Source organism: Pseudomonas sp. GW822-FHT06B12, from assembly GCF_058799675.1.
In genome coordinates this window covers 477,098-501,219 of the sequence record NZ_JBXALR010000001.1, presented here as the reverse complement: position 1 = coordinate 501,219, position 24,122 = coordinate 477,098, and the positions used below count along the sequence as shown (strand labels likewise).

The 24,122-nt window shown below is 58.7% G+C and carries 20 protein-coding genes and 1 pseudogene; 12 read left to right on the top strand and 9 right to left on the bottom strand.

The annotated features are described in order from the left end of the window. Positions 1-42 precede the first annotated feature (42 nt). From AC1RKH_RS02430 to fabI, 6 genes are read left to right on the top strand one after another with little or no spacing between them, the layout of a single operon-like run. On the top strand, positions 43-1,872 hold the full coding sequence (locus AC1RKH_RS02430; RefSeq protein WP_493060953.1) for an extracellular solute-binding protein: 1,830 nt from the start codon (positions 43-45) through the stop codon (positions 1,870-1,872). Further along, positions 1,869-3,710, top strand: a complete 1,842-nt coding sequence (locus tag AC1RKH_RS02425; protein ID WP_493060952.1) for an extracellular solute-binding protein — start codon at positions 1,869-1,871, stop codon at positions 3,708-3,710. Before AC1RKH_RS02430 ends, AC1RKH_RS02425 begins: the two co-directional genes overlap by 4 nt. Before the next feature lies 1 nt (position 3,711). Next, positions 3,712-4,785, top strand: a complete 1,074-nt coding sequence (locus AC1RKH_RS02420; protein ID WP_123424379.1) for a microcin C ABC transporter permease YejB — start codon at positions 3,712-3,714, stop codon at positions 4,783-4,785. Between the two features lies 1 nt (position 4,786). Then, positions 4,787-5,806: an ABC transporter permease gene (locus AC1RKH_RS02415; RefSeq protein WP_493060951.1), complete on the top strand. Its 1,020-nt coding sequence runs from the start codon at positions 4,787-4,789 to the stop codon at positions 5,804-5,806. A 1-nt stretch (position 5,807) separates the two neighbouring features. After that, positions 5,808-7,418: an ABC transporter ATP-binding protein gene (locus AC1RKH_RS02410; RefSeq protein WP_493060950.1), complete on the top strand. Its 1,611-nt coding sequence runs from the start codon at positions 5,808-5,810 to the stop codon at positions 7,416-7,418. A gap of 19 nt (positions 7,419-7,437) precedes the next feature. Then, complete coding sequence (fabI, locus tag AC1RKH_RS02405) at positions 7,438-8,232, top strand: enoyl-ACP reductase FabI (protein ID WP_123424376.1); 795 nt, start codon at positions 7,438-7,440, stop codon at positions 8,230-8,232. A 176-nt stretch (positions 8,233-8,408) separates the two neighbouring features. On the opposite strand, the gene AC1RKH_RS02400 is transcribed toward fabI, so the two are convergent. Next, on the bottom strand, positions 8,409-9,275 hold the full coding sequence (locus AC1RKH_RS02400; protein ID WP_493060949.1) for a LysR family transcriptional regulator: 867 nt from the start codon (positions 9,273-9,275) through the stop codon (positions 8,409-8,411). Between the two features lie 114 nt (positions 9,276-9,389). Between AC1RKH_RS02400 and AC1RKH_RS02395 the strand changes: the two genes are divergently transcribed. Beyond that, a complete protein-coding gene (locus AC1RKH_RS02395) occupies positions 9,390-9,815 on the top strand; it encodes a VOC family protein (protein WP_493060948.1) in 426 nt (141 codons plus the stop codon). Between the two features lie 36 nt (positions 9,816-9,851). On the opposite strand, the gene AC1RKH_RS02390 is transcribed toward AC1RKH_RS02395, so the two are convergent. The 3 genes from AC1RKH_RS02390 to AC1RKH_RS02380 are packed head-to-tail and all read right to left on the bottom strand — an operon-like array spanning position 9,852 to position 13,064. After that, entirely contained in the window at positions 9,852-10,430 is a 579-nt protein-coding gene (locus tag AC1RKH_RS02390) for a hypothetical protein (RefSeq protein WP_493060947.1), read from the bottom strand. A 1-nt stretch (position 10,431) separates the two neighbouring features. Then, positions 10,432-12,600, bottom strand: a complete 2,169-nt coding sequence (locus AC1RKH_RS02385; RefSeq protein WP_493060946.1) for a xanthine dehydrogenase family protein molybdopterin-binding subunit — start codon at positions 12,598-12,600, stop codon at positions 10,432-10,434. A gap of 2 nt (positions 12,601-12,602) precedes the next feature. Beyond that, positions 12,603-13,064 (bottom strand): (2Fe-2S)-binding protein, encoded by a 462-nt coding sequence (locus tag AC1RKH_RS02380; RefSeq protein WP_493061374.1) that lies wholly within the window; start codon positions 13,062-13,064, stop codon positions 12,603-12,605. Positions 13,065-13,345: 281 nt separating this feature from the next. Between AC1RKH_RS02380 and AC1RKH_RS02375 the strand changes: the two genes are divergently transcribed. Together AC1RKH_RS02375 and AC1RKH_RS02370 are read left to right on the top strand one after the other, a co-directional pair. Next, the gene (locus tag AC1RKH_RS02375) at positions 13,346-13,849 is read left to right on the top strand and encodes a VOC family protein (RefSeq protein ID WP_493060945.1); all 504 of its coding nucleotides are present in this window, start codon (positions 13,346-13,348) and stop codon (positions 13,847-13,849) included. Positions 13,850-14,102: 253 nt separating this feature from the next. Beyond that, entirely contained in the window at positions 14,103-14,387 is a 285-nt protein-coding gene (locus AC1RKH_RS02370; protein WP_493060944.1) for a hypothetical protein, read from the top strand. A 69-nt stretch (positions 14,388-14,456) separates the two neighbouring features. Here AC1RKH_RS02370 and AC1RKH_RS02365 read toward each other — a convergent pair whose 3' ends face one another. After that, positions 14,457-14,657, bottom strand: coding sequence for a hypothetical protein (locus tag AC1RKH_RS02365; protein WP_123424369.1), 201 nt, complete (start codon positions 14,655-14,657; stop codon positions 14,457-14,459). A 194-nt stretch (positions 14,658-14,851) separates the two neighbouring features. Between AC1RKH_RS02365 and AC1RKH_RS02360 the strand changes: the two are divergent. Then, a pseudogene (locus AC1RKH_RS02360) lies at positions 14,852-15,007 on the top strand (DHCW motif cupin fold protein); the annotation flags it as partial. Positions 15,008-15,082: 75 nt separating this feature from the next. Here AC1RKH_RS02360 and fabV read toward each other — a convergent pair. Further along, positions 15,083-16,279 (bottom strand): enoyl-ACP reductase FabV, encoded by a 1,197-nt coding sequence (gene fabV, locus AC1RKH_RS02355; RefSeq protein ID WP_493060943.1) that lies wholly within the window; start codon positions 16,277-16,279, stop codon positions 15,083-15,085. Between the two features lie 281 nt (positions 16,280-16,560). Here fabV and AC1RKH_RS02350 point away from each other — a divergent pair, with 281 nt between their 5' ends. Further along, positions 16,561-17,928: a hypothetical protein gene (locus tag AC1RKH_RS02350; protein WP_493184039.1), complete on the top strand. Its 1,368-nt coding sequence runs from the start codon at positions 16,561-16,563 to the stop codon at positions 17,926-17,928. Between the two features lie 33 nt (positions 17,929-17,961). Here AC1RKH_RS02350 and AC1RKH_RS02345 read toward each other — a convergent pair whose 3' ends face one another. The 3 genes from AC1RKH_RS02345 to AC1RKH_RS02335 form a co-directional block, all read right to left on the bottom strand. Beyond that, complete coding sequence (locus tag AC1RKH_RS02345; RefSeq protein WP_493060941.1) at positions 17,962-18,960, bottom strand: LacI family DNA-binding transcriptional regulator; 999 nt, start codon at positions 18,958-18,960, stop codon at positions 17,962-17,964. Between the two features lie 105 nt (positions 18,961-19,065). Further along, positions 19,066-20,541 (bottom strand): glycoside hydrolase family 32 protein, encoded by a 1,476-nt coding sequence (locus tag AC1RKH_RS02340; RefSeq protein WP_493060940.1) that lies wholly within the window; start codon positions 20,539-20,541, stop codon positions 19,066-19,068. 13 nt (positions 20,542-20,554) lie between these two features. Further along, positions 20,555-21,847, bottom strand: a complete 1,293-nt coding sequence (locus tag AC1RKH_RS02335; RefSeq protein ID WP_493060939.1) for an MFS transporter — start codon at positions 21,845-21,847, stop codon at positions 20,555-20,557. 162 nt (positions 21,848-22,009) lie between these two features. Between AC1RKH_RS02335 and AC1RKH_RS02330 the strand changes: the two genes are divergently transcribed. Then, positions 22,010-23,623, top strand: a complete 1,614-nt coding sequence (locus AC1RKH_RS02330) for a carbohydrate porin (protein WP_493061373.1) — start codon at positions 22,010-22,012, stop codon at positions 23,621-23,623. Positions 23,624-24,122 lie beyond the last annotated feature (499 nt).

Genomic DNA, 24,122 nt, shown 5'->3' with positions numbered 1-24,122 from the left:
GGTCCACAAAGCCCAAGCCGCCTGGATCGGATCTCTGCCTCGATGCGTCCCCTCCTCCTGCTCCTAATCAGTCTGGCCTTGAGCTTCCCCGTAAGCGCAACGATCAGCGAAAGCCATGGTTATGCGCAGTTCGGCACACTCAAGTACCCCACCAGATTCACCCACTTCGACTGGGTAAACCCGCAAGCGCCCAAGGGCGGCACCTTGCGGGTCATGGCGTTTGGCACCTTCGATACGCTCAACCCCTACACGTTCAAGGGCACTAGCCCGGTCGCGACCCCGAACTTCCTGCAGTACGGCATCAACGAGCTGAATGAACCGCTGATGGTCGGCACCGGCCAATATGCGCCGTCCGGCGATGAGCCCGCGTCCAGTTACGGGTTGATTGCCCAATCTGTCGAATACAGCGAAGACCGTAGCTGGGTGGTGTTCAACCTGCGCCCGGAAGCGCGCTTCCACGACGGCACGCCGATCACTGCCGATGACGTCGCGTTCTCCTATCGACTGCTGCTCAAGGAAGGTCATCCGCAATACCGTACCAACCTTCAGGAAGTGCAGCGGGTCGACATCCTCAACCCGCAGCGCATCCGTTTCGTGCTCAAGCGGGCCGGCAACCCGTTGCTGATCCTCCGTCTGGGCGAGTTGCCGGTATTGCCGCAACACTACTGGGAAGGTCGCGATTTCAAGGCCACCACCTTCGAACCACCGCTGGGCAGCGGCCCTTATCGCATCACCCAGGTTCAGCCGGGGCGACAGCTGGTGTTCGAGCGGGTCAAGGACTACTGGGGCAAGGACCTGCCGGTCAATCGCGGCAAGTACAACTATGATCGCGTCGAGGTCGAGTTCTATCGTGACAGCGACGTGGCTTTCGAGGCGTTCAAGGCCGGCGAATTCGACATCTACATCGAGCACCAGGCAAAAAACTGGGCCAATGGCTACAACTTCCCCGCCGTGCGGCGTGGCGAGGTGATCAAGGCGCAGATCGACCACCAGATTCCGACCCAGACCCAAGGCCTGTTCATGAACACCCGGCGCGGCACGTTTGCCGACGACAAGGTGCGAGAGGCCCTGGGTTTGATGTTCGACTTTGAGTGGACCAACCGCACGCTGTTCAGCGGCGCCTACAAACGGGCCACGAGCTATTACCCCAACAGCGCATTTTCCGCCGCTGGGCTGCCGGTCGGCCATGAATGGCTGATGCTCTCGCCTTACCGCGATCAGCTCCCTGCCAAACTGTTTACCGAACCCTTCAGCCTGCCGCAGACCGACGGCCGCGGCATCCCCCGGGAAACCCTGCGCCGGGCGCTGGGTTTGCTCGCCGAGGCCGGCTGGAAGCTCAATGGCCAGCGCCTGCAAAACGCCGCCGGACAACCGCTGCGTTTCGAAATCCTGCTGGTCAATCCGAACCTGGAGCGCATCCTCCAGCCTTACGCCGAGAATCTCGCCAGCATTGGTATTGACGCTCATCTGCGCACGGTCGACCGTGCCCAGTACAAGCAACGTCTCGACCAGTTCGATTTCGATATGATCCTGATGACCCTCGATCAAACCCTCAGCCCCGGTCTTGAGCAGTGGCAGTACTTCCACTCGAGCCAGGCCTCGGTCAAGGGCAGCAAGAATTACGCGGGCGTTGCCAGCCCGGTGATCGATCATCTGCTGGAACAGCTGCTCGCGGCAAAATCCCGTGACGAGCAACTGGCGGCAGGCTTTGCGCTGGACCGGGTGCTCTTGTGGCAGCACTACAGCATTCCCAACTGGTATATCAATTATCATCGCCTGGCGTACCGCAACCGGTTCGCCTTCGTCACCACGCCGCCCTACACCCTGGGGCTGAATGCGTGGTGGCTGAAGACTTCGGAGAAAACCCAATGATGCGTTTGCGTACCCTGCTGGGTCTGGTCTTTGCGGGGCTTGCCTGCACAGCCCACGCCGCCCCGCAGCACGCCTTGACCCTGTACAACGAACCGCCGAAGTACCCGGCCGATTTCAAACACTTCGACTACGTGAACCCGGACGCGCCCAAAGGCGGAATCTTCCGTCAGGCCGGCTTCGGTGGCTTCGACAGCCTCAACCCGTTCATCAGCAAGGGTGTGGCTGCCGAGGATATCGGCCTGATCTACGACACCCTGGCCAAACACGGGCTGGATGAGCCGTTTACCGAATACGGCTTGATCGCCGGTAAAATCGAAAAGGCTCCAGACAATAGCTGGGTGCGCTTCTACCTGCGTCCCGAAGCGCGTTTCCATGACGGCCATCCGGTGCGTGCCGAAGACGTGGTGTTCAGCTTCCAGACCCTGATGAAAAGCGGTGCGCCGCTGTATCGCGGTTACTACAGTGACGTCGACGAAGTGATCGCCGAGGACCCGTTGCGAGTGCTGTTCAAGTTCAAGCACACCAGCAACCGCGAGCTGCCGCTGATCCTCGGACAGCTTGCGGTATTGCCCAAGCACTGGTGGGAAAACCGCGACTTCAGCAAAGGCAATCTGGAAATCCCGCTGGGCAGTGGCCCCTACAAGGTCAGTGAGGTCAAGGCCGGGCGCTCGATTCGCTATGAGCGGGTCAAGGATTACTGGGGCAAGGACCTGCCGGTCAATCGAGGCTTCTACAACTTCGACACCATGACCACCGATTACTACCGCGACAACACCGTCGCGCTGGAAGCACTGAAGGCCGGGCAGTTCGATTACTGGCAGGAGATGAGCGCGAAAAACTGGGCCAACGCCTACAACACTCCGGCCGTTACCGAGGGTCGCCTGATCAAGGAGCAGATCCCGAACGGCAACTCCACCGGCATGCAGGGCTTCGTCTTCAACCTGCGGCGCCCGGTGTTTCAGGACGTGCGCGTGCGCCAGGCCCTGAGCCTGTTGCTGGACTTCGAATGGACCAACAAGCAGTTGTTCAACGGTGCCTACGCGCGCACCCGAAGTTACTTCGAAAACTCGGAAATGGCCGCCACCGGCCTGCCGGATCAGGATCAACTGGCGATCCTCGATCCGTTCCGAGGCAAAATTCCCGAGCAGGTTTTCAGCGAAGCATTCCAGAACTCCGTCTGTGACGGCAGCGGGATGATCCGCGCCCAACAGCGCAAGGCCTATCAGCTGTTGCAGGAAGCCGGCTGGCGGATCGTCGACGACAAGATGGTCGACGCCACTGGCAAACCGGTGAGCATCGAGTTCCTGCTGGCGCAGACCGAGTTCGAGCGGGTGTTGCTGCCGTTCAAGCGCAACATGAGCGACCTGGGGATTGATCTGGTGATTCGCCGGGTCGACGTGTCGCAGTACATCAACCGGGTACGCTCGCGCGACTTCGACATGGTGGTTGGCAGCTTCCCGCAGTCCAGTTCACCGGGTAACGAGCAGCGCGAATTCTGGAAGTCCGAAAGCGCCGACAAACCCGGCAGCCGCAATTACATGGGCCTGAAAGACCCGGTAGTCGATCAACTGGTCGAAGAGCTGATCAACGCCGATTCGCGCAAAAGCCTGGTAGCCCACGCCCGGGCGCTCGACCGGGTGTTGCAATGGGGTTATTACGTGATCCCCAACTGGCACATCAAGACCTGGCGCGTGGCTTACTGGAATCACATTGGCCACCCGAAAGTCTCACCGACCAATGACGTGGGCATTTCCACCTGGTGGATCAAACCCGACGCAAAACCTGCGATCGAAGTGCTGACCAAAGAGCAAACCGATCCTGCGGGCGTGGAGCAATAAGATGCTGGCGTATATTTTTCGGCGACTGTTGCTGATCATTCCAACCCTGTTCGGCATTCTGCTGATCAACTTCGTGATCATCCAGGCCGCGCCCGGCGGCCCGGTGGAACAGATGATCGCCAAACTCGAAGGCTTCGAAGGCGCTACCAGCCGCATTGCCGGCGGCGGTGCCGAAGTCTCGGTAGCCGGTTCCAGCTATCGCGGCGCGCAGGGGCTGGACCCGGCGCTGGTCAAGGAAATCGAGCACATGTACGGCTTCGACAAATCGGCGCCGGAACGCTTGTGGATCATGATCAAGAACTACGCCACCCTGGATTTCGGCGATAGCTTCTTCCGCGACGCCAAGGTCATCGACCTGATCAAGGAAAAGATGCCGGTGTCGATCTCCCTCGGGCTCTGGAGCACGCTGATCATGTACCTGGTGTCGATCCCGCTGGGGATCGCCAAGGCCACCCGACACGGCAGCCATTTCGACGTGTGGACCAGTTCGGCGATCATCGTCGGTTATGCAATCCCGGCCTTCCTGTTCGCGATTCTGCTGATCGTGGTGTTTGCCGGCGGCAGCTACCTGGACTGGTTTCCCCTGCGCGGCCTGACCTCGAACAACTTCGGCGAACTGAGCTGGGCCGGCAAGATCCGCGATTACTTCTGGCACATAGCGCTACCGGTGACAGCGTTGGTGATCGGTAACTTTGCGACCATGACCCTGTTGACCAAAAACAGCTTCCTCGACGAGATCAACAAACAGTATGTCGTCACCGCGAAAGCCAAGGGCCTGACCCGGCATCGCGTGCTCTACGGCCATGTGTTTCGCAACGCCATGCTGCTGGTGATCGCGGGTTTCCCTTCGGCCTTCATCGGGATCTTCTTCACCGGTTCATTGCTGGTGGAGGTGATCTTCTCGCTCGACGGCATGGGCCTGATGAGTTTCGAAGCGGCGATCAACCGCGACTACCCGGTGGTGTTCGGCACCCTGTTCATCTTCACCCTGCTGGGGCTGGTGGTGAAACTGATTGGCGACCTCACCTACACCCTGGTCGATCCACGCATCGACTTCGAACACCGGGAGCATTGAGATGAACCTGTCCCCTCTCAATCGCCGACGTTTCGAACGGTTCAAGGCCAACAAGCGCGGCTGGTGGTCGCTGTGGCTGTTTTTGATCCTGTTTGGCGCCAGCCTCGGCGCCGAGCTGATCGCCAACGACAAGCCGCTGGCGGTGCATTACGACGGCCAATGGTATTTCCCGGCGCTCAAGCGTTACCCGGAAACCACCTTCGGCGGCGAATTCCCGCTGGAAGCCAACTACAAGAGCCCGTACATCCGCGAACTGCTCAAGGCCAAGGACGCCTGGACCTTGTGGGCACCGATCCCATTCAGCTACCAAAGCATCAACTACGACCTGAAAGTCCCGGCCCCGGCGCCGCCCTCGGCAGACAACCTGCTGGGTACCGACGATCAGGGCCGTGACGTGTTGGCGCGGGTGATTTACGGCTTCCGGGTGTCGGTACTGTTTGCGCTGACACTGACCATTCTCAGTTCAATCGTCGGCGTGATCGCCGGGGCCTTGCAGGGTTTCTATGGTGGCTGGGTTGATTTGGCCGGGCAACGCTTCCTCGAGATCTGGTCGGGTTTGCCGGTGTTGTACCTGCTGATCATCCTCGCCAGTTTCGTGCAGCCGAACTTCTGGTGGTTGCTGGGGATCATGCTGCTGTTTTCCTGGATGAGCCTGGTCGACGTGGTCCGCGCCGAGTTCCTCCGTGGGCGCAACCTGGAATACGTACGCGCCGCCCGGGCGCTGGGCATGCAGAACGGCGCAATCATGTTTCGCCATATCCTGCCCAACGCCATGGTCTCGACCATGACCTTCATGCCATTCATCCTGACCGGCGCCATCGGCACCCTGACCGCGCTGGACTTCCTCGGCTTCGGCCTGCCGGCAGGCAGCGCATCGCTGGGTGAACTGGTGGCTCAGGGCAAATCCAACCTGCAAGCGCCGTGGCTGGGCATGAGCGCCTTTGCGGTGCTGGCGGTGATGTTGAGTTTGCTGGTGTTTATCGGCGAGTCCGCTCGCGATGCCTTCGACCCGAGGAAGTGAAATGAATCAGGATAATCTGATCGAAGTGCGCAACCTCTCTGTCGAGTTTGTGGTCGGCGAGCACGTGCAACGGGTGGTTGAAGGCGTCAGTTTCGACATCAAGCGTGGTGAAACCCTGGCGCTGGTCGGTGAAAGCGGTTCGGGCAAATCGGTGACGGCGCACTCGATCCTGCGCCTGCTGCCCTACCCTTTGGCGCGGCACCCCACCGGCACCATCAACTATTCAGGGCATGACCTGCTGTCACTGAAAGAGAAAACCATCCGGCACATTCGTGGCAACCGGATCGCGATGATCTTTCAGGAGCCGATGACCTCGCTCAACCCGCTGCACTCGATCGAGAAACAGATCAACGAAGTGCTGGGCATCCACAAAGGCCTGACCGGCAAGGTCGCGACCAAACGCACCCTGGAGCTGCTGGAGCTGGTGGGCATTCCCGAACCGCACAAACGGCTCAAGGCCCTGCCTCATGAATTGTCCGGCGGCCAGCGCCAGCGTGTGATGATCGCCATGGCCCTGGCCAACGAGCCGGAATTGCTGATCGCCGACGAGCCGACCACCGCACTGGACGTGACCGTTCAGTTGAAAATCCTTGAACTGCTCAAGGAGCTACAGGCCCGCCTGGGCATGGCCTTGCTGCTGATCAGCCACGACTTGAACCTGGTCCAGAGAATCGCGCATCGTGTATGTGTCATGCAACGCGGATGCATCGTCGAACAGGCGTCGTGCGAAGAACTGTTCCGCGCGCCGCAGCATCCCTACACCCGGGAGCTGCTGGCAGCGGAGCCTCGCGGTAACCCGGCGACCAATGTAATCGGCCCGCCGTTGCTGCAAGTCGAGGACCTGAAAGTCTGGTTCCCGATCAAAAAAGGCTTTTTGCGCAACACCGTCGATTACGTCAAAGCCGTAGACGGAATCAACTTCAGCCTGCCTCAGGGTCAGACCTTGGGCATCGTCGGCGAGAGTGGTTCGGGCAAGTCCACACTGGGCCTGGCGATTTTGCGGTTGATTGCCAGCAAAGGCGCGATTCGTTTTGAAGGCCAGCAGCTAGACCGCCTGTCGCAGCAACAGGTAAGGCCGCTACGGCGGGAAATGCAGGTGGTTTTCCAGGATCCTTACGGCAGCTTGAGCCCGCGAATGTGCGTGAGCGAGATCGTCGGCGAAGGCCTGCGGATACACAAGATCGGCACGGCGGCTGAACAGGAGCTGGCGATTATCGCGGCACTCAAGGAAGTCGGTCTGGACCCGGGAACCCGGCACCGCTACCCCCATGAGTTTTCCGGCGGACAACGGCAGAGAATCGCCATTGCCCGAGCCCTGGTGCTGAAGCCGGCGTTGATTTTGCTGGACGAGCCGACCTCGGCCCTCGACCGCACCGTGCAACGCCAAGTGGTTGAACTGCTGCGCTCACTGCAAAGCAAGTACAACCTGACGTATCTGTTTATCAGCCATGACCTGGCTGTGGTTAAAGCGCTGAGCCACCAGTTGATGGTGATCAAGCATGGACAAGTGGTCGAACAAGGTGATGCGCAAGGTATCTTTGCCGCACCGCAACATCCCTATACACAGCAGTTGCTGGAGGCCGCTTTCCTGGCCCCGGCAACAGCCGAATAACCTGAAAGAGGAGCAACACATGGGTTTTCTCGCCGGTAAGCGCGTACTGATCGTCGGTGTCGCCAGCAAGCTGTCCATCGCATCCGGTATCGCTGCCGCCATGCATCGCGAGGGCGCTGAGCTTGCCTTCACTTATCAGAACGACAAACTCAAGGGGCGTGTCGAAGAGTTCGCACAAGGCTGGGGTTCGAGCCCTGAGCTGTGCTTCCCGTGCGACGTGGCCAGCGATGAAGAAATCGCCAAGGTATTCGAAGAGCTGAGCAAGAAGTGGGACGGCCTGGATTGCATCGTGCATTCCGTTGGCTTCGCACCGGGCGACCAACTGGACGGCGACTTCACCGAAGCCACCACCCGTGAAGGCTTCCGCATCGCTCACGACATCAGCGCCTACAGCTTCGTGGCCCTGGCCAAAGCCGGCCGCGACATGATGAAAGGCCGCAATGGCAGCCTGCTGACCCTGTCGTACCTGGGCGCCGAGCGCACCATGCCGAACTACAACGTGATGGGCATGGCCAAGGCTTCCCTGGAAGCAGGCGTGCGTTACCTGGCTGGCTCCCTGGGCCCGGAAGGTACCCGCGTCAACGCGGTATCGGCTGGCCCGATCCGCACGTTGGCCGCATCCGGCATCAAGAACTTCCGTAAAATGCTGGCCGCCAACGAAGCGCAAACTCCGCTGCGTCGCAACGTCACCATTGACGAAGTCGGCAACGCCGGCGCCTTCCTGTGCTCGGACCTGGCGTCCGGCATCAGCGGCGAAATCATGTACGTGGACGGCGGCTTCAACACCACCGCCATGGGCAACATCGAAGAGTGATCTTCACGCCTTGACAAGAAACCCGCCGATTGGCGGGTTTTTTGTGGGCGCAGTTTCAGACCCGCCACGAACCATTGTGGGAGCGAGCTTGCTCGCGATAGCGTACGGACAGGCGACATTAATGTTGAATGTTACGGCCTCATCGCGAGCAGGCTCGCTCCCACAGGGTTATAGGGTCAGCCGTCGAGCTGCGTCAGACATCGGGCAAACAACTGCTGGATCGGTTGTGTGCGCTGGCTGTAACGCTGTAGCAGCACGATCTCCCGATAGAACGTCAGTTCGCCTAGCGGGATGATCCTGACGTTCGCCCCATGCTCAAGCCAGAGCCCGGCCTTGGGAAGTAGAGAGACACCCAGCCCGCACTCGACCATTTTCACAATCGCCTCCAGCTCATCGAGCTCCAGCGCGACCCGCACCTCAAGCTGCTGCTCGCGCAGAAATCGTGTCACCAGACGCCCACCGAACGAATTGCGGTCATAACGCACATGCGGGTGGGTGCCGAGCACCTGCAATGGATCCTCGCCTTCAAGGTCCGGCAGCACGATCAACACAAAGGGCTCCTGCCGAAGCACTTGGGCCGACAGCTCCTTGGGCAACTCAAAGGGTGGTTTGATCAGGATCGCCAGGTCGAGCTCTCCGGCGTCGACCTGGCTTAACAGGTTGAGTGACACGCCGGGTACCAGTTTGGGCTCGAGCAACGGCGCCTGCTGGCGCAAACGCAGCAATGCCTGAGGCAGCAGACCGGTCTGGGCGGTGGCTACAGCGCCGATTCTCAATTCACCGCGAAACTCACTGACATCGTCGCTGACCGCCATGCGCTGGAAGGTTTCAAGGATTTCCCGGGCCATCGGCAACGCCCGCTGGCCTGCGGCATTGAGGATCGCCTGACGTCCGGTGCGGTCGAACAGGCGAATACCCAGCGCCTGCTCCAGATTGCGCATTTGCGCGCTGACGGCCGACTGCGTCAGGCCAATGTGCATGCCGGCTGCGGCGAACGTGCCATAGCGAGTCACTGCGATGAAGGTTTTCAGTTCACGCAGCATGAGCGCCTCGATTGATCGATTTTATTTGAGCTGGAGGCAAAAATTATCGTCTTTTAATCAAAAATCACAAGACTAGAATCAGCTCAACGTCCCTGTCATCGAGGCTTGATCATCATGCGTCTTTCCCCGTTTCATCTGGCCATTCCGGTTTATGACCTCGCCGCCGCGCGGCTTTTCTATGGCCAGGTGTTCGGCCTGGAGGAAGGACGCTCAAGCGAACATTGGGTGGATTTCAACTTTTTCGGCCACCAATTGGTCATCCACGAACACCCGAAAACCGCCACTCAGGAGTCCGCCCACACCAATGCCGTGGACGGCCATGACGTGCCGGTTCCACATTTCGGCGTGGTCCTGTCGATGGATGAATGGGAATCCCTGGCTGACCGACTCACATCGCTGGGCACACGCTTCGTGATCGAGCCAGGTATTCGTTTCAAGGGGCTGGTGGGCGAGCAGGCGACGATGTTTCTGTTCGACCCGTGCGGCAACGCCCTGGAATTCAAGGCGTTCAAGGACATCGAACAGTTGTTCGCCAAGTAACCCTCAGCCTCATACCAGCCTGCGAGCGGATCCCGTCTAGCTCCCCGCCACCGGGCACGGGCCGCCCGCTGCTGCCCACAGCTTGAACTGGGTGACAAAAATATCGTGAGGCACGGGTACCGGCGTCCTGTTACCACCGGGATTCCAGCCCCAGAGCACCAGTTTGTCGTCACTGACATGGGTGATCAGCGCGGCAAAATCACGGTCGCCGTTGCTCGAACGGTCCTTGATCATCTGGCACAGCCGATCGGCCGGCAGACCGATCCAGGCCATTTTATGTGCAGTTGAAGGCAAGCCCCAGTGCGGTGCACCCGGTGGCGCGTGGGGGCCGTAGCTGGCGGGCGGGTTAGTGTCGGCGTGGCAGGTTGCACACGGCAGCCCCGCCGAACCCTTACCGTCCGTACCGCGAACCACGTTCATGGCATGCGGTTTCCCGGCGTCGAACTGCAAGGGCGAATCACCGGGAATATGGCAGTTCTGGCAGCGCGGGCTCTGGAACACCTTCTGCACCGTGGCAAACGCCGCCAGTGCGGCTTGATCGTCGGCGAACAGGTCGGATGTGTAACCGCCACCCCCGAGCAACAGCAGCGCGCCCAAAAACAGGCGTCGTCTCATCTCACACCCCCGCCAATTGCAAAGGCAGTTCGCGCAACCGTTGCCCGGTCAGGGCAAACACCGCATTGGCCACCGCCGGCGCCGTCGGTGGCACCCCGGTCTCGCCGATGCCGCCCGGTTTATCGGTACTGGGGACGATGTGCACCTCGACCACCGGCATTTCATTCAGACGCAACACCTGAAAGTCATGGTAGTTGGACTGCACCACCTGCCCGTCCTTGAAGGTCAGCTTGCTGTGCAAGGTGAACCCCAGGCCAAAGGTGATGCCCGATTCCATCTGCGCGGCAATGCTCGCCGGGTTCACCGCAATCCCGCAATCGACCGCACAGACCACCCGGTGCACGCGGATCTTCAAGTTGTCCTGGGACACCTCGGCGACCTGCGCAACGTAACTGCCAAACGACTCATGCACCGCCACGCCCAACGCGTGCCCCGCCGGCAACGGCGCTTTCCAGTTGGCCTTCTCCACTGCCAGGTTCAGCACGCCCAGATGTCGCGGATGCTCCTTGAGCAAGGTCCGTCGGTATTCCACCGGGTCCTTGCCGGCCGCCGTGGCCAGCTCATCGATCAATGACTCAATGACAAATGCCGTGTGGGTGTGCCCCACAGAACGCATCCAGAGCACGCTGATGCCGGTTTTCGGCGAATGCAGATCGACCAGATGATTGGCCAGCCCCTTGATATACGGGCTATCGGCCACACCTTCGACCGAGGTGGCATCGACGCCGTTCTTGACCATCGTCGCTTCGAATGAGGTGCCGTCCATGATCGACTGCCCGACCAGTACGTGCTGCCAGGCCTGAGGCATGCCCTTGGCGTCCAGGCCAATGCGCGCGTGATGGAGGAACGCCGAGCGATAGTAACCACCGCGTATGTCGTCCTCCCGCGACCAGACAGTTTTCACTGGCGCACCGGCCGCTTTGGCAACTTGCACCGCTTCGCTGACAAAGTCCGAGGTCGGATTGGCTCGACGACCAAAACCACCCCCAAGAAACTCGGTATGAATCTCGACCTGCTCGGGTTTGAGCCCGGTGATTTTCGCCGCGACCATTTGATCCAGCGTCTGGAACTGGGTGCCGGTCCAGATTTCGCATTTGTCCGGGGTGATTTTTACCGTGCAGTTGAGCGGCTCCATCGGTGCATGGGCCAGGTAGGGAACGTTGTATTCAACATCAATCGTCTTCACCGCCTTGCTCAACGCGGCACTGATATCGCCCGCCTGGCTGGCCGGAGCCCCGGGGACTGCGGCAAGTTTTCGGAAATTTTGCAGCAAGGCGTCACTGTCGAGCCCGGCGTTGGGGCCCAGGTCCCAGTCGATTTTCAGCGCATCGCGACCGAGTTTCGCCGCCCAATAATGATCGGCCACCACCGCGACGCCCGTCGGCACCTGCACGACTTTATGCACGCCCGGCAGTGCCAGCGCCGCCGCACCGTCGAATGATTTGACGCTGCCACCGAACACCGGTGAGCGTGCGACCATCGCCGTCAGCAACCCATCGAACTGCACGTCCATGCCAAATTTCGCCTGGCCGGTGATTTTTTCCGGGGTATCCAGCCGTTTGGTCGGTTTGCCGATAATCTTCCAGTCCTTGGCCTCCTTGAGTTTGATCGACACCGGATCCGGCGCCGGCAGCTTGCCGGCTTCATTAGCCAACTCACCGTAAGTGGCGCGCTGATCACCGGCGATCACCACGCCCGGCTCGGTTCGTATTTTCGAGGGCGCGATGTTGAACCGCTTGGCGGCGGCCTCGATCAGCATCAAGCGCGCGGCCGCGCCGGCCTGACGATAGCGGTCGAACTCCATCCAGGTCGAGGTCGAGCCGCCGGTAATCTGCATGTTACCGAAGGCTGGCAGACCATAATCGGCCGCCGATGCCGGTGCATGCTCGACGCGAATCTTCGTCCAGTCGGCATCCAGCTCTTCGGCAATCAACATGGTCAGGCCGGTCCAGATCCCCTGCCCCATCTCGGAGTGGCCCAAGAGAATGGTCACGCTGCCATCGGGTGCGATGCGCAAAAAAGCGTTGGGGGCGAACACCGCGTCCGGCGTCGACGCGGCCTGCGCGAAGCGATTGCCTACCGGAATCACAAACGCCACCACCAGGCCTGCGCCGAGCACGGCGCTGCTTTTCAGAAAGTCACGGCGAGAAGTATCGATCTCCGCGCTCATTGTCATGCCTCCCCGATTTGCGCAGCACGTTTGACCGCTGCGCGAATGCGCGGATAGGTCCCGCACCGACAGATGTTGCCCGACAGTGCCTGATCGATATCGCTGTCGCTCGGCGACGGGATTTTCGCCAACAAAGCCGCTGCCGACATGATCTGCCCCGACTGACAGTAACCGCATTGCACCACGTCGATCTCGGCCCAGGCGCGCTGCACCGGGTGCGAACCGTCGTTCGACAGGCCTTCGATGGTGAGGATTTTTTGCCCGTTGGCGACAGCCGCCGCCGGGGTGATGCAGGAACGCAACGGTGCACCGTCGACGTGCACAGTGCAGGCGCCACACTGGGCCATTCCGCAGCCAAATTTGGTGCCGGTCAAATGCGCGACATCACGCAATACCCACAACAGCGGCATGTCGCCGGGCACTTCAAGGGGTTGGTCTTTGCCATTGATATTGAACGTCAGCACGGCGATTTCCTCAGTCACTCACGGTGTCCTTTCACGGCGTCACTGTGGCAACGAGTGCCTACGCGCGCCTCGGTTTATCCATTGAGCTAAGCGCAATTTTCCCGAGACCTTGATTTGCGCGACCACCGGTCACAAAAAAGGGCTTCGCCGACCAGGAAGTACGCTCGAAAACGCAGACTCCACATACAAATACTCTTGCCTTGTCGATTGACGGCGACTCCGGACGACCATCGGCTGACTACGCTAATAGTCCAGCCTGATCATTCATAGGGAGAACCTTCATGTCGCGCATTCAGAAACTCACGCCCTGCCTGTGGTTCGACGATCAGGCCGAAGCCGCCGCACAGTTCTACTGTTCGGTGTTCGAACATTCGACCATTACCGCCATCACCCACTATGGCAAGGCCGGTTTCGAGCTCCACGGCCGGCCCGAAGGTTCAGTCATGACCGTCAGTTTCGTACTGGATGGCCAGACCTTTACCGCGCTGAATGGCGGCCCGGTGTTTCGCTTCAACGAGGCCATCTCGTTTCAGGTCAACTGCCACACCCAGTATGAAGTCGACCACTTCTGGAACGCGCTGTCGGCTGACGGCGACAAACAGGCCCAGCAATGTGGCTGGCTCAAGGACAAATTCGGCTTGTCCTGGCAAATCGTGCCCGTCGCGCTGATGGAAATGATGACCGACAGGGACACCACGAAATCCCAGCGCGCCATGCAGGCGATGTTGCAGATGAAGAAAATCGACATCGCCACACTCCAGCGAGCCTTTAATGGCGAGAGCTAATGCACGCCCGGCCATGGAGTTGGCTGTCCGAAAAGATCGCAGGCTGCGATCCTGGCATTACCCCGTGCAGCCCTCGACATTTCAGATCGAACGCGGCGGTCACACCGGTGTCATTAATAGTAATGGGATCGCGGCCTCTGACCATCCTCACACCGTTGAACGGGGAGCGAGTCCAGACAGTGCAGAGTCACCGATATGGAGGTGTCAAGTGACCCTTGCGCTATGCCGAAATCATTGCGAAGGAGATCCACCGATGGTCACTCACTATAAGACTGCCGGGCACCTGGCCTGCGGCCGCCATGGCAGCAACCTCACGTCCACGACCGAATTTGCCCGCGTCAAATGCCGTAGCTGCCGTAATACCGACGCGTTCAAGGACGCCCGAAAAGACGCTCGCAACGCAGCACGCCGAGCGGCCCGTAGAGCCAAAGTCCCACATGCCGCGATTGACTGGCGCGCGTCCTGGATCAAAAGACTCAGCGAGATGCCGGGCAAGCAACGGCTCCCACGGGGATTCAGTGGCCAGCCCTACGTTTAGGGTTGTGAAGGCAACTGGATCAGTACGCCGATGATTGCCATCGGCGTATCTGGTTTGCAAATTGCCTAATCAGTCGTGCTGCAGCAGCCCCGAACTGTATTGATTAAAGTTGTTGCCGATCGCACTACCGCCAAAGCTCATCTTGTTGGCGCTATGGCCGTCGAATTGATGGCAGTCCTCTGAAAAACAGCTGCTGGTTGTCACGCCAGAGCACGCGCTCAACAACAACGTGCCGGTGATCAAAAAGGCTTTGACGAGGTTCAACTTCATTTTTCAGTTCCCCTTGGCTGGAAACGAGGCGATGCACGATCCGAGATAACCATCCTACGCCGCCAGACCACCCGAAACATAATGAAACATTACGCTCGGACAGCATGGGTTCAGTTTCTGAAGAAGCGCCGTCATTTGAGAACTCACCTCCAGCTGGGTATATCGGTTCACTCTCCCGACTTCAAGAGCTCGCCATGGATATAGCAGCCATCCCGTTCGGCACAACCGACTGGTCGACCATCGAACCCAGCGTCCACGCCGGCGAACGCGGCAGCGCCTATTGGCGCACCCGCCAGTTCGGCGCAATTCGCACCCGAATGGTCGAATACACCGCCGGTTACCTGGCAGACCTCGCTGCGCTGAAAACAAAAGGGGCGGACTTATTTGAAAAATAAATCCGCCCCCTTCTTTCCTACTCTTGAGACTTAAGCCTGAACCAGATTGGAGATCTTGACGTCCGGATCGACATCAGCCTCGTAGTCCACCCCTTCGATCCCGAAGCCGAACAGGCGCAGGAACTCCGCCTTGTAACCGGCAAAGTCGGTGAGTTCGTAAAGGTTGTCATTGCTGACCTGATCCCAGAGTTGCTTGACGCGGTCCTGAACTTCAGGCGCCAACTCCTTATAATCCGCGCGCAGACGCCCTTCTTCATCCATGACAGGAGGATGGCCGAACAAGCTGTCTTTGTAGAGCGCGTAGACCTGCTCGATGCACCCTTCGTGTGTGCCCTGCTCTTTCATGACCTTGAACAACAAGGACAGATACAGCGGCATGATCGGGATCGCCGAACTGGCCTGGGTCACTACCGCTTTCAATACCGAGACCCGCGCATCGCCGCCCAGATCTGCCAATCGCTCACGAATACTCAGGACTTTCTGATCCAGGTCCTTCTTGGCCGCGCCAATGGAGCCATTCCAGTAAATGTCGTGCGTCAGCTTTTCGCCCAGATAAGTGAACGCAGTGGTTTTCGCCCCCTCGGCCAGAACGCCCGCTTCGTGCAGGGCGTCGATCCACATCTGCCAGTCTTCGCCACCCATGACCTTGACGGTACCGTCGATTTCTTCCTGGGTCGCTTCGGCCAAGGTGGTCACGTTGACCTCTTCCTTGTCGGTGTTCAGGCCACGCTGGGTAACCGACTTGCCGATCGGCTTGAGCGTCGAGCTGTAGACTTCACCGGTTTTCGGATCGGTACGACGCGGTGCGGCGAGGCTGTAGACCACCAGGTCGATCTTACCCATGTCGCGCTTGATGGTCTCGATGGTCAGGCGCTTGACTTCATCGGAGAACGCATCACCGTTGATGCTCTTGGCGTAGAGGCCTTCCGATTCGGCAAACGTATGGAAGGCCGCGGTGTTGTACCAGCCGGCGGTACCGAGTTTGCCCTCAACACTTTCACGCTCGAAGAACACACCCAGTGTCTTGGCACCGCAACCAAAAGCCGCCGTGATGCGTGCAGCAAGTCCGTAGCCGGTCGATGCACCAAGCACCAGGACATTCTTTGGCCCATCGGTGATCTGTCCTTGTGCACGGACGTAGTCGATCTGATTCTTGACGTTGGCTTTGCAGCCAGTGGGGTGGGTAGTCACACAAACAAAACCACGAACGCGCGGTTTAACGATCATAAATATCTCCCTCTTCCAAGATGCCGAGAGCCAATACTGGCTATAAAAGTCATAGACGCTGGGAAAACCAAAGCGTCACGGTGGCGGGCCTATTCATCGACCTCACTGTCCGGGCCTATCGCGGATCGAGAGCATACCCTCGATGATTTGAGCCGCTGTTTCCAGTCGGAAATTGGCGTTATTCAAAAACAACCTAACATGGGGCGGTGACATTCTGGACGAACCTGTTTCCATTGCTAGCGTTATCCGTAGAAATACATCAGGTCGTCAGGAGAAGTCCGGTGAGTAAGCCCATGGAAGAGCCTTACGGTGGTAGGCAAAGGACTTATCTGTTCAAAGAGTCGCACCTGAGACCACGGCAACGGGCCCTGCTCCTTGCGCTGATTCTGTTGTTCATCAATGGTGTCGGTCGGTTGTTCATGGTGGAAGTGGTCGGACTTGATGGCGCAATCCTGCATCTGGTGGTGGTACTCACTGCCTTCGCCACGGTGATCTGTGGCGCCCCACTCATCATGTTTCTGAGCCTGGGCTGGTTTACCCGCTACAGCGAATTCCAGAACAGCTTGAAGGGCGGTGCCCTGGCGGCCTATCTGCAACGTTTCTGGTCGACCAGTCTCATTCATTCACTCCAGGACGAAGGCAAGCTGAGTCAGAACGGCTCGGTGGACGATTGGAGAGCCTGCTCCGACAACAACCCGGAACTGTGCGAGCGTTTGTTTGCGCGGATCTACCATGAGCAATATGGATTGGTGCCGTTTATTGTGCCTTTCATCATTCTCTTGTTGGTGGCTTATGCCGCGGCAGCCTTGGTCGCCTCCAACTATGTCATCCCGAACTGCGACCACACGCTTCAAGTGGCGTGCGTGTATAAGCTCGGGATTCCACTGCTGGTTAGCTCGCTGGCGGGGGCTTTCATGTTTGTCGTGAGCGACTCGGTCCTCAGTATCCGACGCAAATCACTGAACATTTCCGATGTGTATTGGTACTCCCTGCGCCTGTTTCTGGCCATTCCTCTTGCTTTGGTGATCATGAATGCCGGCGCTGGAGATGGCCTGCACATCGTCACCGCCTTTGCTTTGGGTACCTTGCCGATAGATCCGCTGATGAAGGTCGTGCGAAGACTGGGCTTTCCCCAACTCACCGACCAGGACAAGAGGGACGGCAGTTCAGACAAGTTGCTTGTCCTTGAAGGCGTGACACTGCCTGTGGTTGCGACGCTGGAGTCAGAGGGCATCAACTCGATCGAGCAGGTTGCCGCGGCTGATCCGGTATTGCTTTCAATCCGCAGCGGATTCCCCTTCAGGTTCACCTTGCGCTTGGGCTCCCAGGCTATCGTGCGGCGCCATCTGGGGGAAAACGCGGCCAGGCTACTTCCGGTGGGGCTTGCAGATGTCGTCCCGGTTTTCCTGCTGGTGCGGGCACTCGATATCCCAGCGCTGCCAACCGAGTACTCCCCCGAAAAGTACGACGGACCGTTTCCGCGGATCGAGGCACCCGATGCGATCGTCCAGAACGCGGCCATCCGCCTTTTCCCCGATGACAATGACCTACAACGTCAGGCCATCACCCGAATGAAATTTCGTCAAATTGCAGCGGAAGAATATACGGTGATGCTGGCACGGATAACGCCACCCGATACCGGGTTGTAATGGCAAGGGGGAGCCTTTCAGCCGTGGCAGCTGTCACCAGGACTTACGGTCCACGAGGGGGCACGAAACCCTATGGATAGAGGGTTCATTCCTGCATTCGATCAAGTGCTGAGCGGCACGGCGGCCCATTTCGTAATACGGGAGTTGCACGGTGCTCAGCGGTGGATAGAACAACTCGGCAACGCCGATCATGTTGTCGTAACCAAGTACCGCCACCTCGGCGGGAATGCGCAGACCGCGACTGAGCAGATATTGATAAGCGACCAACGCAATGCGGTCGTTGCCACAAATAAGCAGGTCGAAGGCCGGCTTTCCATCCGCCCCCCGCAATTGCTGCTCCAGCGCTACAACCGTTTCCTCATAGGCGTCATCGGTCGACAGGTTGTATTGGGGAACACTGTTCAGGGACACACCGGACTCTGCGAGGGCGCGAACCAATCCCTGCTGACGCAACTCCCAGGCGAGACTGCTTTGCGGCAGATTGATGCACAACGGATGCCGGTAGCCACGCTTCAGCGCCTGCCGTACGGCCTGGTACTGACCGTCTTCGTCATCGGGTACGTAACAGGCCACGCCTGGCTCTGAACTCATGCAGTTGCTGAGTACCAGCGGCAGGCTGCGGAGCACCTGGGGAATCTCGACGGTACGAAGCTGCATGGCACTGAAGATGATCCCGTCGGGCTGATGCGAGAGCATCAGGTCGATGGTTTGCTGACTCGGCGGAGCCTCGAACACGTTGAGAATAAAGACGTTCCAGCCGTTTTCTCGTGCCGTGCGCTCCATTGAAAGCAGCATTTCTACGGCGAACGGGGTTGTCGCGGTATCAAGCGCGAAGACTCCAATGGTCTTGCCACTGGAGTGACCGCCACGGATCTTGCGCGCAGAAAGGCTGGGGACGTATCCCAGGGCCTCGACCGCTTGACGAACTTTCGTCAGGGTTTCCTGGTTGAGTTTTTCCGGGGTGTTGAGTGCCCTGGAAACGGTCATGAAGGAAACCCCCGCCAGCCGTGCGACATCTTTAACTGAAGCCATTCGCGGGTGCCGTTGTTTGTCTGGCCGGGCATCATGTCATGCTTGGCAAAAGCATGACAACACGATGCCCGGCAGCAAGCTGCACGAATGGTATGCCTGGGGTGCTCAGAGCTTTAGATCGGCCAGGCTCCAGACAGAAATCTCCCCGAACACCCCCACCCCATTGACCGCGAAAACGCTGACAACAAGGCTGTCGGGCCGAGGGTAAATCCGGCTGCTCAGACTATGGGCGCCGTCGTCGACGAAAACCTCGATGGACGAGCGATCGAGGAAAATCCGCAGAGCGATCCGCGTTTGCTCCGACGTCACAGGTACGCTACGAACACCGCTCACGCCAGCTCCCGAGTGTTGCCTGTCGAGTACCAGGCGGCGGGCCATGGCATCGAAATACAGCAATGTCCGTTCCTGCTGGTCTTCGCTACAGCGCAGCGCCAAACCAAAGCGCTCGGCTGTGCTGCCGGCCAGGTCCAGTTCGAGCTCAAACTCCAGCAGAGCACCACGAACGTCAAGAGTACGGTGCTGCGACTCGAGCTTCCCTATGTCCAGCGTTTGTCGTGACTGGCGTAGCGCTGTCAGCTCACGTGCCGGACGCATGCGTAGCCGGTCGCCGTCGCGGCTGACTTCACGCGGCAACGACAGCGCCCCACACCAGTGCTGTTCCTGACTCGGCATAGGACTGTCCCACATGTCCATCCATGCCCAGAGCAAGCGGCGTCCGTCCGGAGCCAGCAGGGTTTGTGCGGCATAAAAATCGTGACCGTGGTCGAGCTCGCGCAGCCGGCTGCTCTCGATGAAGCAGCCGGAGTTGTCCAGTCGGCCCAATCGATAGCTGTTCTGGAATTTGTTCCAGTTGTCGTACCCACTAGGCTTCAGACCTTGCGGCGAGTACAGAAAAACGTCGCATCCATCCAGTTCGAATACGTCCGGACACTCCCACATGTAACCGTCAGACTCGCGTTGGCCGTCCAGGGCACAGCCGAGGTAATCCCAATGATGCAGGTCCTCGGAGCGATAGAGCAAAAGCTGCGGGTCGTCCCCTTGACGAGCGCCAAGCGCCATCCACCATTGGTCTGCGCGCTTCCAGACCTTCGGGTCGCGGAAATGCATGATATCCGGATGCGGTGGCGTTTCGATCACAGGCCCATGCTTGGTGAACGTGAGGCCATTCGTGCTGCTGGCCAGACATTGGACCTGGTGAATTTTTTGGTCATCACCCGGCTCCCCTAACCAGGTGTGCCCGGTGTAGATCAGATAAAGCGTATCGCCGGCAACGACAGCCGATCCGGAAAAACAACCGTCTCGATCGTAAGTGTCGCTGGGGGCCAGCGCTATCGGCAGATGCTCCCAATGCACCAGATCGTGGCTTTTGGCGTGGCCCCAGTACATCGGCCCCCACTGCGCCGAGTAAGGATGATGCTGGTAGAACACGTGGTATTCGCCTTGAAAATAGACCAGCCCATTTGGGTCATTCATCCATCCGGCCGGGGGCGACAGGTGATAGCCGAGGCGATAGTCGTTGCCGCGTTCGGGGAGTGTTTTTTCGATGGCGCGATGCGCTTCGTCCAGCAATGCAGCGTGCATGGCTTGATCCTTACTAGGGTTCGTAACGGTTGGCTGATTGAGCCATGGCAGGAAGTTCTATCGAATCAAGAGCTCTTGCCTGGGATGATTGGCGGGCAGGGTCCGCGCGTAACAACGACCACGACAGCAGCAGGCAACTGCCTACCAGGCCAGCCATCGCTACGTAAACGCTTGAGAAACCAACATGGTCGTAGCCGTATCCCACAAGTGGCGACAGCAGCATCGCGGTCAATTGCTGGGCGAACTGGAATCCCACCAGATAGATCGAGGCCGACAGCCGCGAATCAAAGTTGAACGAAATGTATTTGAATACCGAGACCAGCAGGATGGGGACTTCAAGGGCGTGCAACATCTTGCAGGCGGCGATGGTCCAGGCATCCGTTGCCAATCCGGAGCCAAGAATACGGACGAACATAATGCTGCCAGCCAGGATCAATCCATACTTGGCGCCTGTACGGCCGACCACCCATGGCGCGAACAACATCAAGACGGCTTCGAGCAAAACCTGGGATGAATTCAGGTAGCCATAGGCCCGGGTGCCCTCCTCCGGGGTTGGAAAAAACGAGGAGAAATACACGGGAAACTGCTGTTCGTAGATCATGTAGATTCCACAAACCCCGGTCAGGTACAAGCTGAACGCCCAGAAGCGCGGCAGTGTCAGCAACTTCCAGAGATCGTTAAGCCGCACGGGTTTGCTGGCTTCGCCACCCGCTTGCGCTTCTGGTTTGTTGAAGCGCTTCAGATCCAGGCGGAACAGGATCAGCAAGAACACGACCCCGGCGGCACTGCTCATGTAAAACGCAATGTTCGGGTCAATGTTGAAGACCACACCAACGACGCCTGTCGCACTCGCCCAACCCAGCGAACCCCACATTCTGGTGGTGCCAAACTCGAAACCCGCGTGACGCGACAGTCGCTCCGTATAGGACTCGATGACACCCACGCCCGCGAGCATGGCAAACGCCAGGAAAGCCGCGCCGACCATGGCCCCCAACACCACGTTCTGGGCCAAAAGGTTGGCGTATACGTAGATCGCAAAGGGGGCCGCGGCGCAGAGCAGTACACCAATCCATACCAGCAGTTTTTTCGACAGACCAAGCCGATCCTGAAGAGCGCCATAGAACGGCTGAATCAGCAGTGCCGCAATAGCGTTGGCGGCAAAAATAAACCCGGTTTCCGTTCCATTCAGACCGATGACTCGATGAAGCCATATCGAGAACAGCGAGTAGCTGGATGACCACGAAAAAAAGAAGAAAAACAGTAAACCACTGATGAGCCAGTACTCACGTTTGACTGATAGCTGCATGTGACGACCCTCTTGTTTTTATTTAAGTTAACGTTAACATCGCGATGCATTACGCGTCCTCTCCCTGCTCGTTGTCAAGTGGATCCGAGTACCAGGGGTGGGGATAAGGATCTGTTCAACAGGTCTTTGCAGTACCCGAATACAAAAACAAGAGGGTTACCTATGAGTGCTGTGGTCTGTCGGCCTTTGGCTGGCATTTCTTTGCTTTTTCTCTCCACTCAACTGCTCGCCGCACCGGTGCAAAGCATTGAGGAACGTCTTGCCAGGCTTGAAGCCAGAACCTCCGTCGCCGAGGCCCGAGCCTTGCTGGCAGAAGCTGACGCAGCTCGATTGCGCAAGGAAGTCGAGCAACTCAATCAGCAAATCGCGATTCCCCCGCCGGCGACCGCTCAAGCTTCCCTCAATGAGCGCGTTGCCCGGATAGAGGCGAACCAGCAGGTCCTTGAAACCCCTCCCCCAACGGCCGCGTCTTCAGCCAGTTCGACCAAGCCTCTGAGCGATGGCTTCACCTTCGGTGGATATGCCCGCTCCGGGATAATGACCAACGGATCAGGTGCCGGTCATGGCGGCCCCTACGTGACCCCCGCCGGCTCCGTAGGTGGGGCCGTTGGCAGGCTTGGCAATGAAGTCGATACCTACGTGGAGGCGAAGTTTTCAAAGACTGACCAGGACAGCAACGGTACGCGTTCCAAATACACGCTGATGCTCGCTGATGGGGTGGAAACGCCTAACGACTGGACGGCGGCTGAAAGCTCGCTCAATGTGCGGCAGGTCTACGCCGAACTGGACCATCTGGCTTCCTTTCGAGATAGCCCGCTGTTGCGCGATGCAACGCTGTGGGCTGGCAAGCGCTTTGATCGGGATAATTACGACATTCATTGGCTCGACAGGGGGATCGTGTTCCTTGCCGGGACCGGCGGTGGTATCTACGACGTGCGCCTGACCGATGACTGGCGCATCAATGCATCGCTGATGAGCCGCTCCTACGGCGACTTCGGTACCGAGGAAAACAAGGACATCAGGAGCTATGTCGCCACCCTCAATCAATTTTTTGATGAGGGGCGCTGGCAAATCATGCTCAATGGCATTTCCTCGGGCCAGAACGACGCCAGCCTGAACGAAAAGAGCAAACAGGCATTCGCCACAGATTCCCGGGTGAACAAGGCAGGGTTCAGCCCCGCCGCAAGCGGTGCGCATGGCATGCTCGCCTACCATCGGCCAGATTTTTTCGGCCGTGAGGGCTACTTCAAAGCTGCGCTGCTGTATGGCAAGGGGTTGGGGGCGGAGGTCAACAACATCGGTGCCGACGGTGACCTGCTGGACGAGGCTCAGACAGTGCGACTGGCGCTCTATGGCCATACTCGCCTGAATCAGGATTGGCGCATCGCACCGACGATGATTGCCGAGCACAGCAAGGATCGCTATGTCCCCGGCGACGACTATCGCTATGTGACGCTCAACATGCGCTTGGCCAACGAACTGACCAGCAACTTCGAAATGCAATATGAGCTGAGCTGGCAGACGATGGACCTGAATGCGCTTGGCTACAAGGGTCGACAAACAGCCAATGGCGACTACTGGAAACTCACGTTCGCGCCCACGTTCAAGATGCAAACCGGAGACTTCTTCGCTCGTCCTGAATTGCGCCTGTTCGCCACTTACATGAACTGGTCCAGGGACCTCGATAACTTCAGCGCAACAGACGATTTTGGTCAGAAGGGTTTCAAGTCTGGCGGGAACTGGCAATTTGGAGCGCAGATGGAGACCTGGTTTTAGGAGCCTATTGGCGATAGCATTTTTCCATCCTGCCGCTCTCCCCCATGAATAAAAACGGTCTAAAAAGTCCGGCTTGCGCTTCGAACTTTTTGCTATTCTGAACATGTAGGTGAAGACGCAGACTGATGCGCAAGAGGATAGCGAGGAAACGTGGGGCGCGTTCCGAAGGGTACACGGTTAGAAAGATCTCCGCGCTGAGATCCAGCCCTTATGCCGTGTGAAGCAGAGCAGCACAAAACTGTTCTGTCAGAGTCCTGATAAACCTTGTAAGCCGGAGACCAGCACCGGTCACCTACTCAATTTCCCAAGCCCGCCCTGTGCGGGCTTTTTCGTGTCGACAGGCGTCAGGTAAAACCTGGATCAACCGCCCGGTACGCAAACGCTCGCGCAAGATCGCAACTTCATTGAGATCCGGCACCGTATTACTTCCAAAAATGGACGAGTTCAAGCCAATTATACCCGCTTATCAACGTATAACCGGCGGGATACGCTTGCCCTA

What these genes read in the sequence shown, in the direction of transcription:
- fabI (WP_123424376.1), top strand. Translation starts at nt 7,438, where the DNA reads ATGGGTTTTCTCGCCGGTAAGCGCGTACTGATCGTCGGTGTCGCCAGC.
- AC1RKH_RS02345 (WP_493060941.1), bottom strand. Translation starts at nt 18,960, where the DNA reads ATGGCTTCAGTTAAAGATGTCGCACGGCTGGCGGGGGTTTCCTTCATG.
- AC1RKH_RS02415 (WP_493060951.1), top strand. Translation starts at nt 4,787, where the DNA reads ATGAACCTGTCCCCTCTCAATCGCCGACGTTTCGAACGGTTCAAGGCC.
- AC1RKH_RS02420 (WP_123424379.1), top strand. Translation starts at nt 3,712, where the DNA reads ATGCTGGCGTATATTTTTCGGCGACTGTTGCTGATCATTCCAACCCTG.
- AC1RKH_RS02330 (WP_493061373.1), top strand. Translation starts at nt 22,010, where the DNA reads ATGAGTGCTGTGGTCTGTCGGCCTTTGGCTGGCATTTCTTTGCTTTTT.
- AC1RKH_RS02370 (WP_493060944.1), top strand. Translation starts at nt 14,103, where the DNA reads ATGGTCACTCACTATAAGACTGCCGGGCACCTGGCCTGCGGCCGCCAT.
- AC1RKH_RS02400 (WP_493060949.1), bottom strand. Translation starts at nt 9,275, where the DNA reads ATGCTGCGTGAACTGAAAACCTTCATCGCAGTGACTCGCTATGGCACG.
- AC1RKH_RS02410 (WP_493060950.1), top strand. Translation starts at nt 5,808, where the DNA reads ATGAATCAGGATAATCTGATCGAAGTGCGCAACCTCTCTGTCGAGTTT.
- AC1RKH_RS02385 (WP_493060946.1), bottom strand. Translation starts at nt 12,600, where the DNA reads ATGAGCGCGGAGATCGATACTTCTCGCCGTGACTTTCTGAAAAGCAGC.
- AC1RKH_RS02390 (WP_493060947.1), bottom strand. Translation starts at nt 10,430, where the DNA reads ATGAGACGACGCCTGTTTTTGGGCGCGCTGCTGTTGCTCGGGGGTGGC.
- AC1RKH_RS02430 (WP_493060953.1), top strand. Translation starts at nt 43, where the DNA reads ATGCGTCCCCTCCTCCTGCTCCTAATCAGTCTGGCCTTGAGCTTCCCC.
- AC1RKH_RS02340 (WP_493060940.1), bottom strand. Translation starts at nt 20,541, where the DNA reads ATGCACGCTGCATTGCTGGACGAAGCGCATCGCGCCATCGAAAAAACA.
- AC1RKH_RS02425 (WP_493060952.1), top strand. Translation starts at nt 1,869, where the DNA reads ATGATGCGTTTGCGTACCCTGCTGGGTCTGGTCTTTGCGGGGCTTGCC.
- fabV (WP_493060943.1), bottom strand. Translation starts at nt 16,279, where the DNA reads ATGATCGTTAAACCGCGCGTTCGTGGTTTTGTTTGTGTGACTACCCAC.
- AC1RKH_RS02395 (WP_493060948.1), top strand. Translation starts at nt 9,390, where the DNA reads ATGCGTCTTTCCCCGTTTCATCTGGCCATTCCGGTTTATGACCTCGCC.
- AC1RKH_RS02365 (WP_123424369.1), bottom strand. Translation starts at nt 14,657, where the DNA reads ATGAAGTTGAACCTCGTCAAAGCCTTTTTGATCACCGGCACGTTGTTG.
- AC1RKH_RS02375 (WP_493060945.1), top strand. Translation starts at nt 13,346, where the DNA reads ATGTCGCGCATTCAGAAACTCACGCCCTGCCTGTGGTTCGACGATCAG.
- AC1RKH_RS02335 (WP_493060939.1), bottom strand. Translation starts at nt 21,847, where the DNA reads ATGCAGCTATCAGTCAAACGTGAGTACTGGCTCATCAGTGGTTTACTG.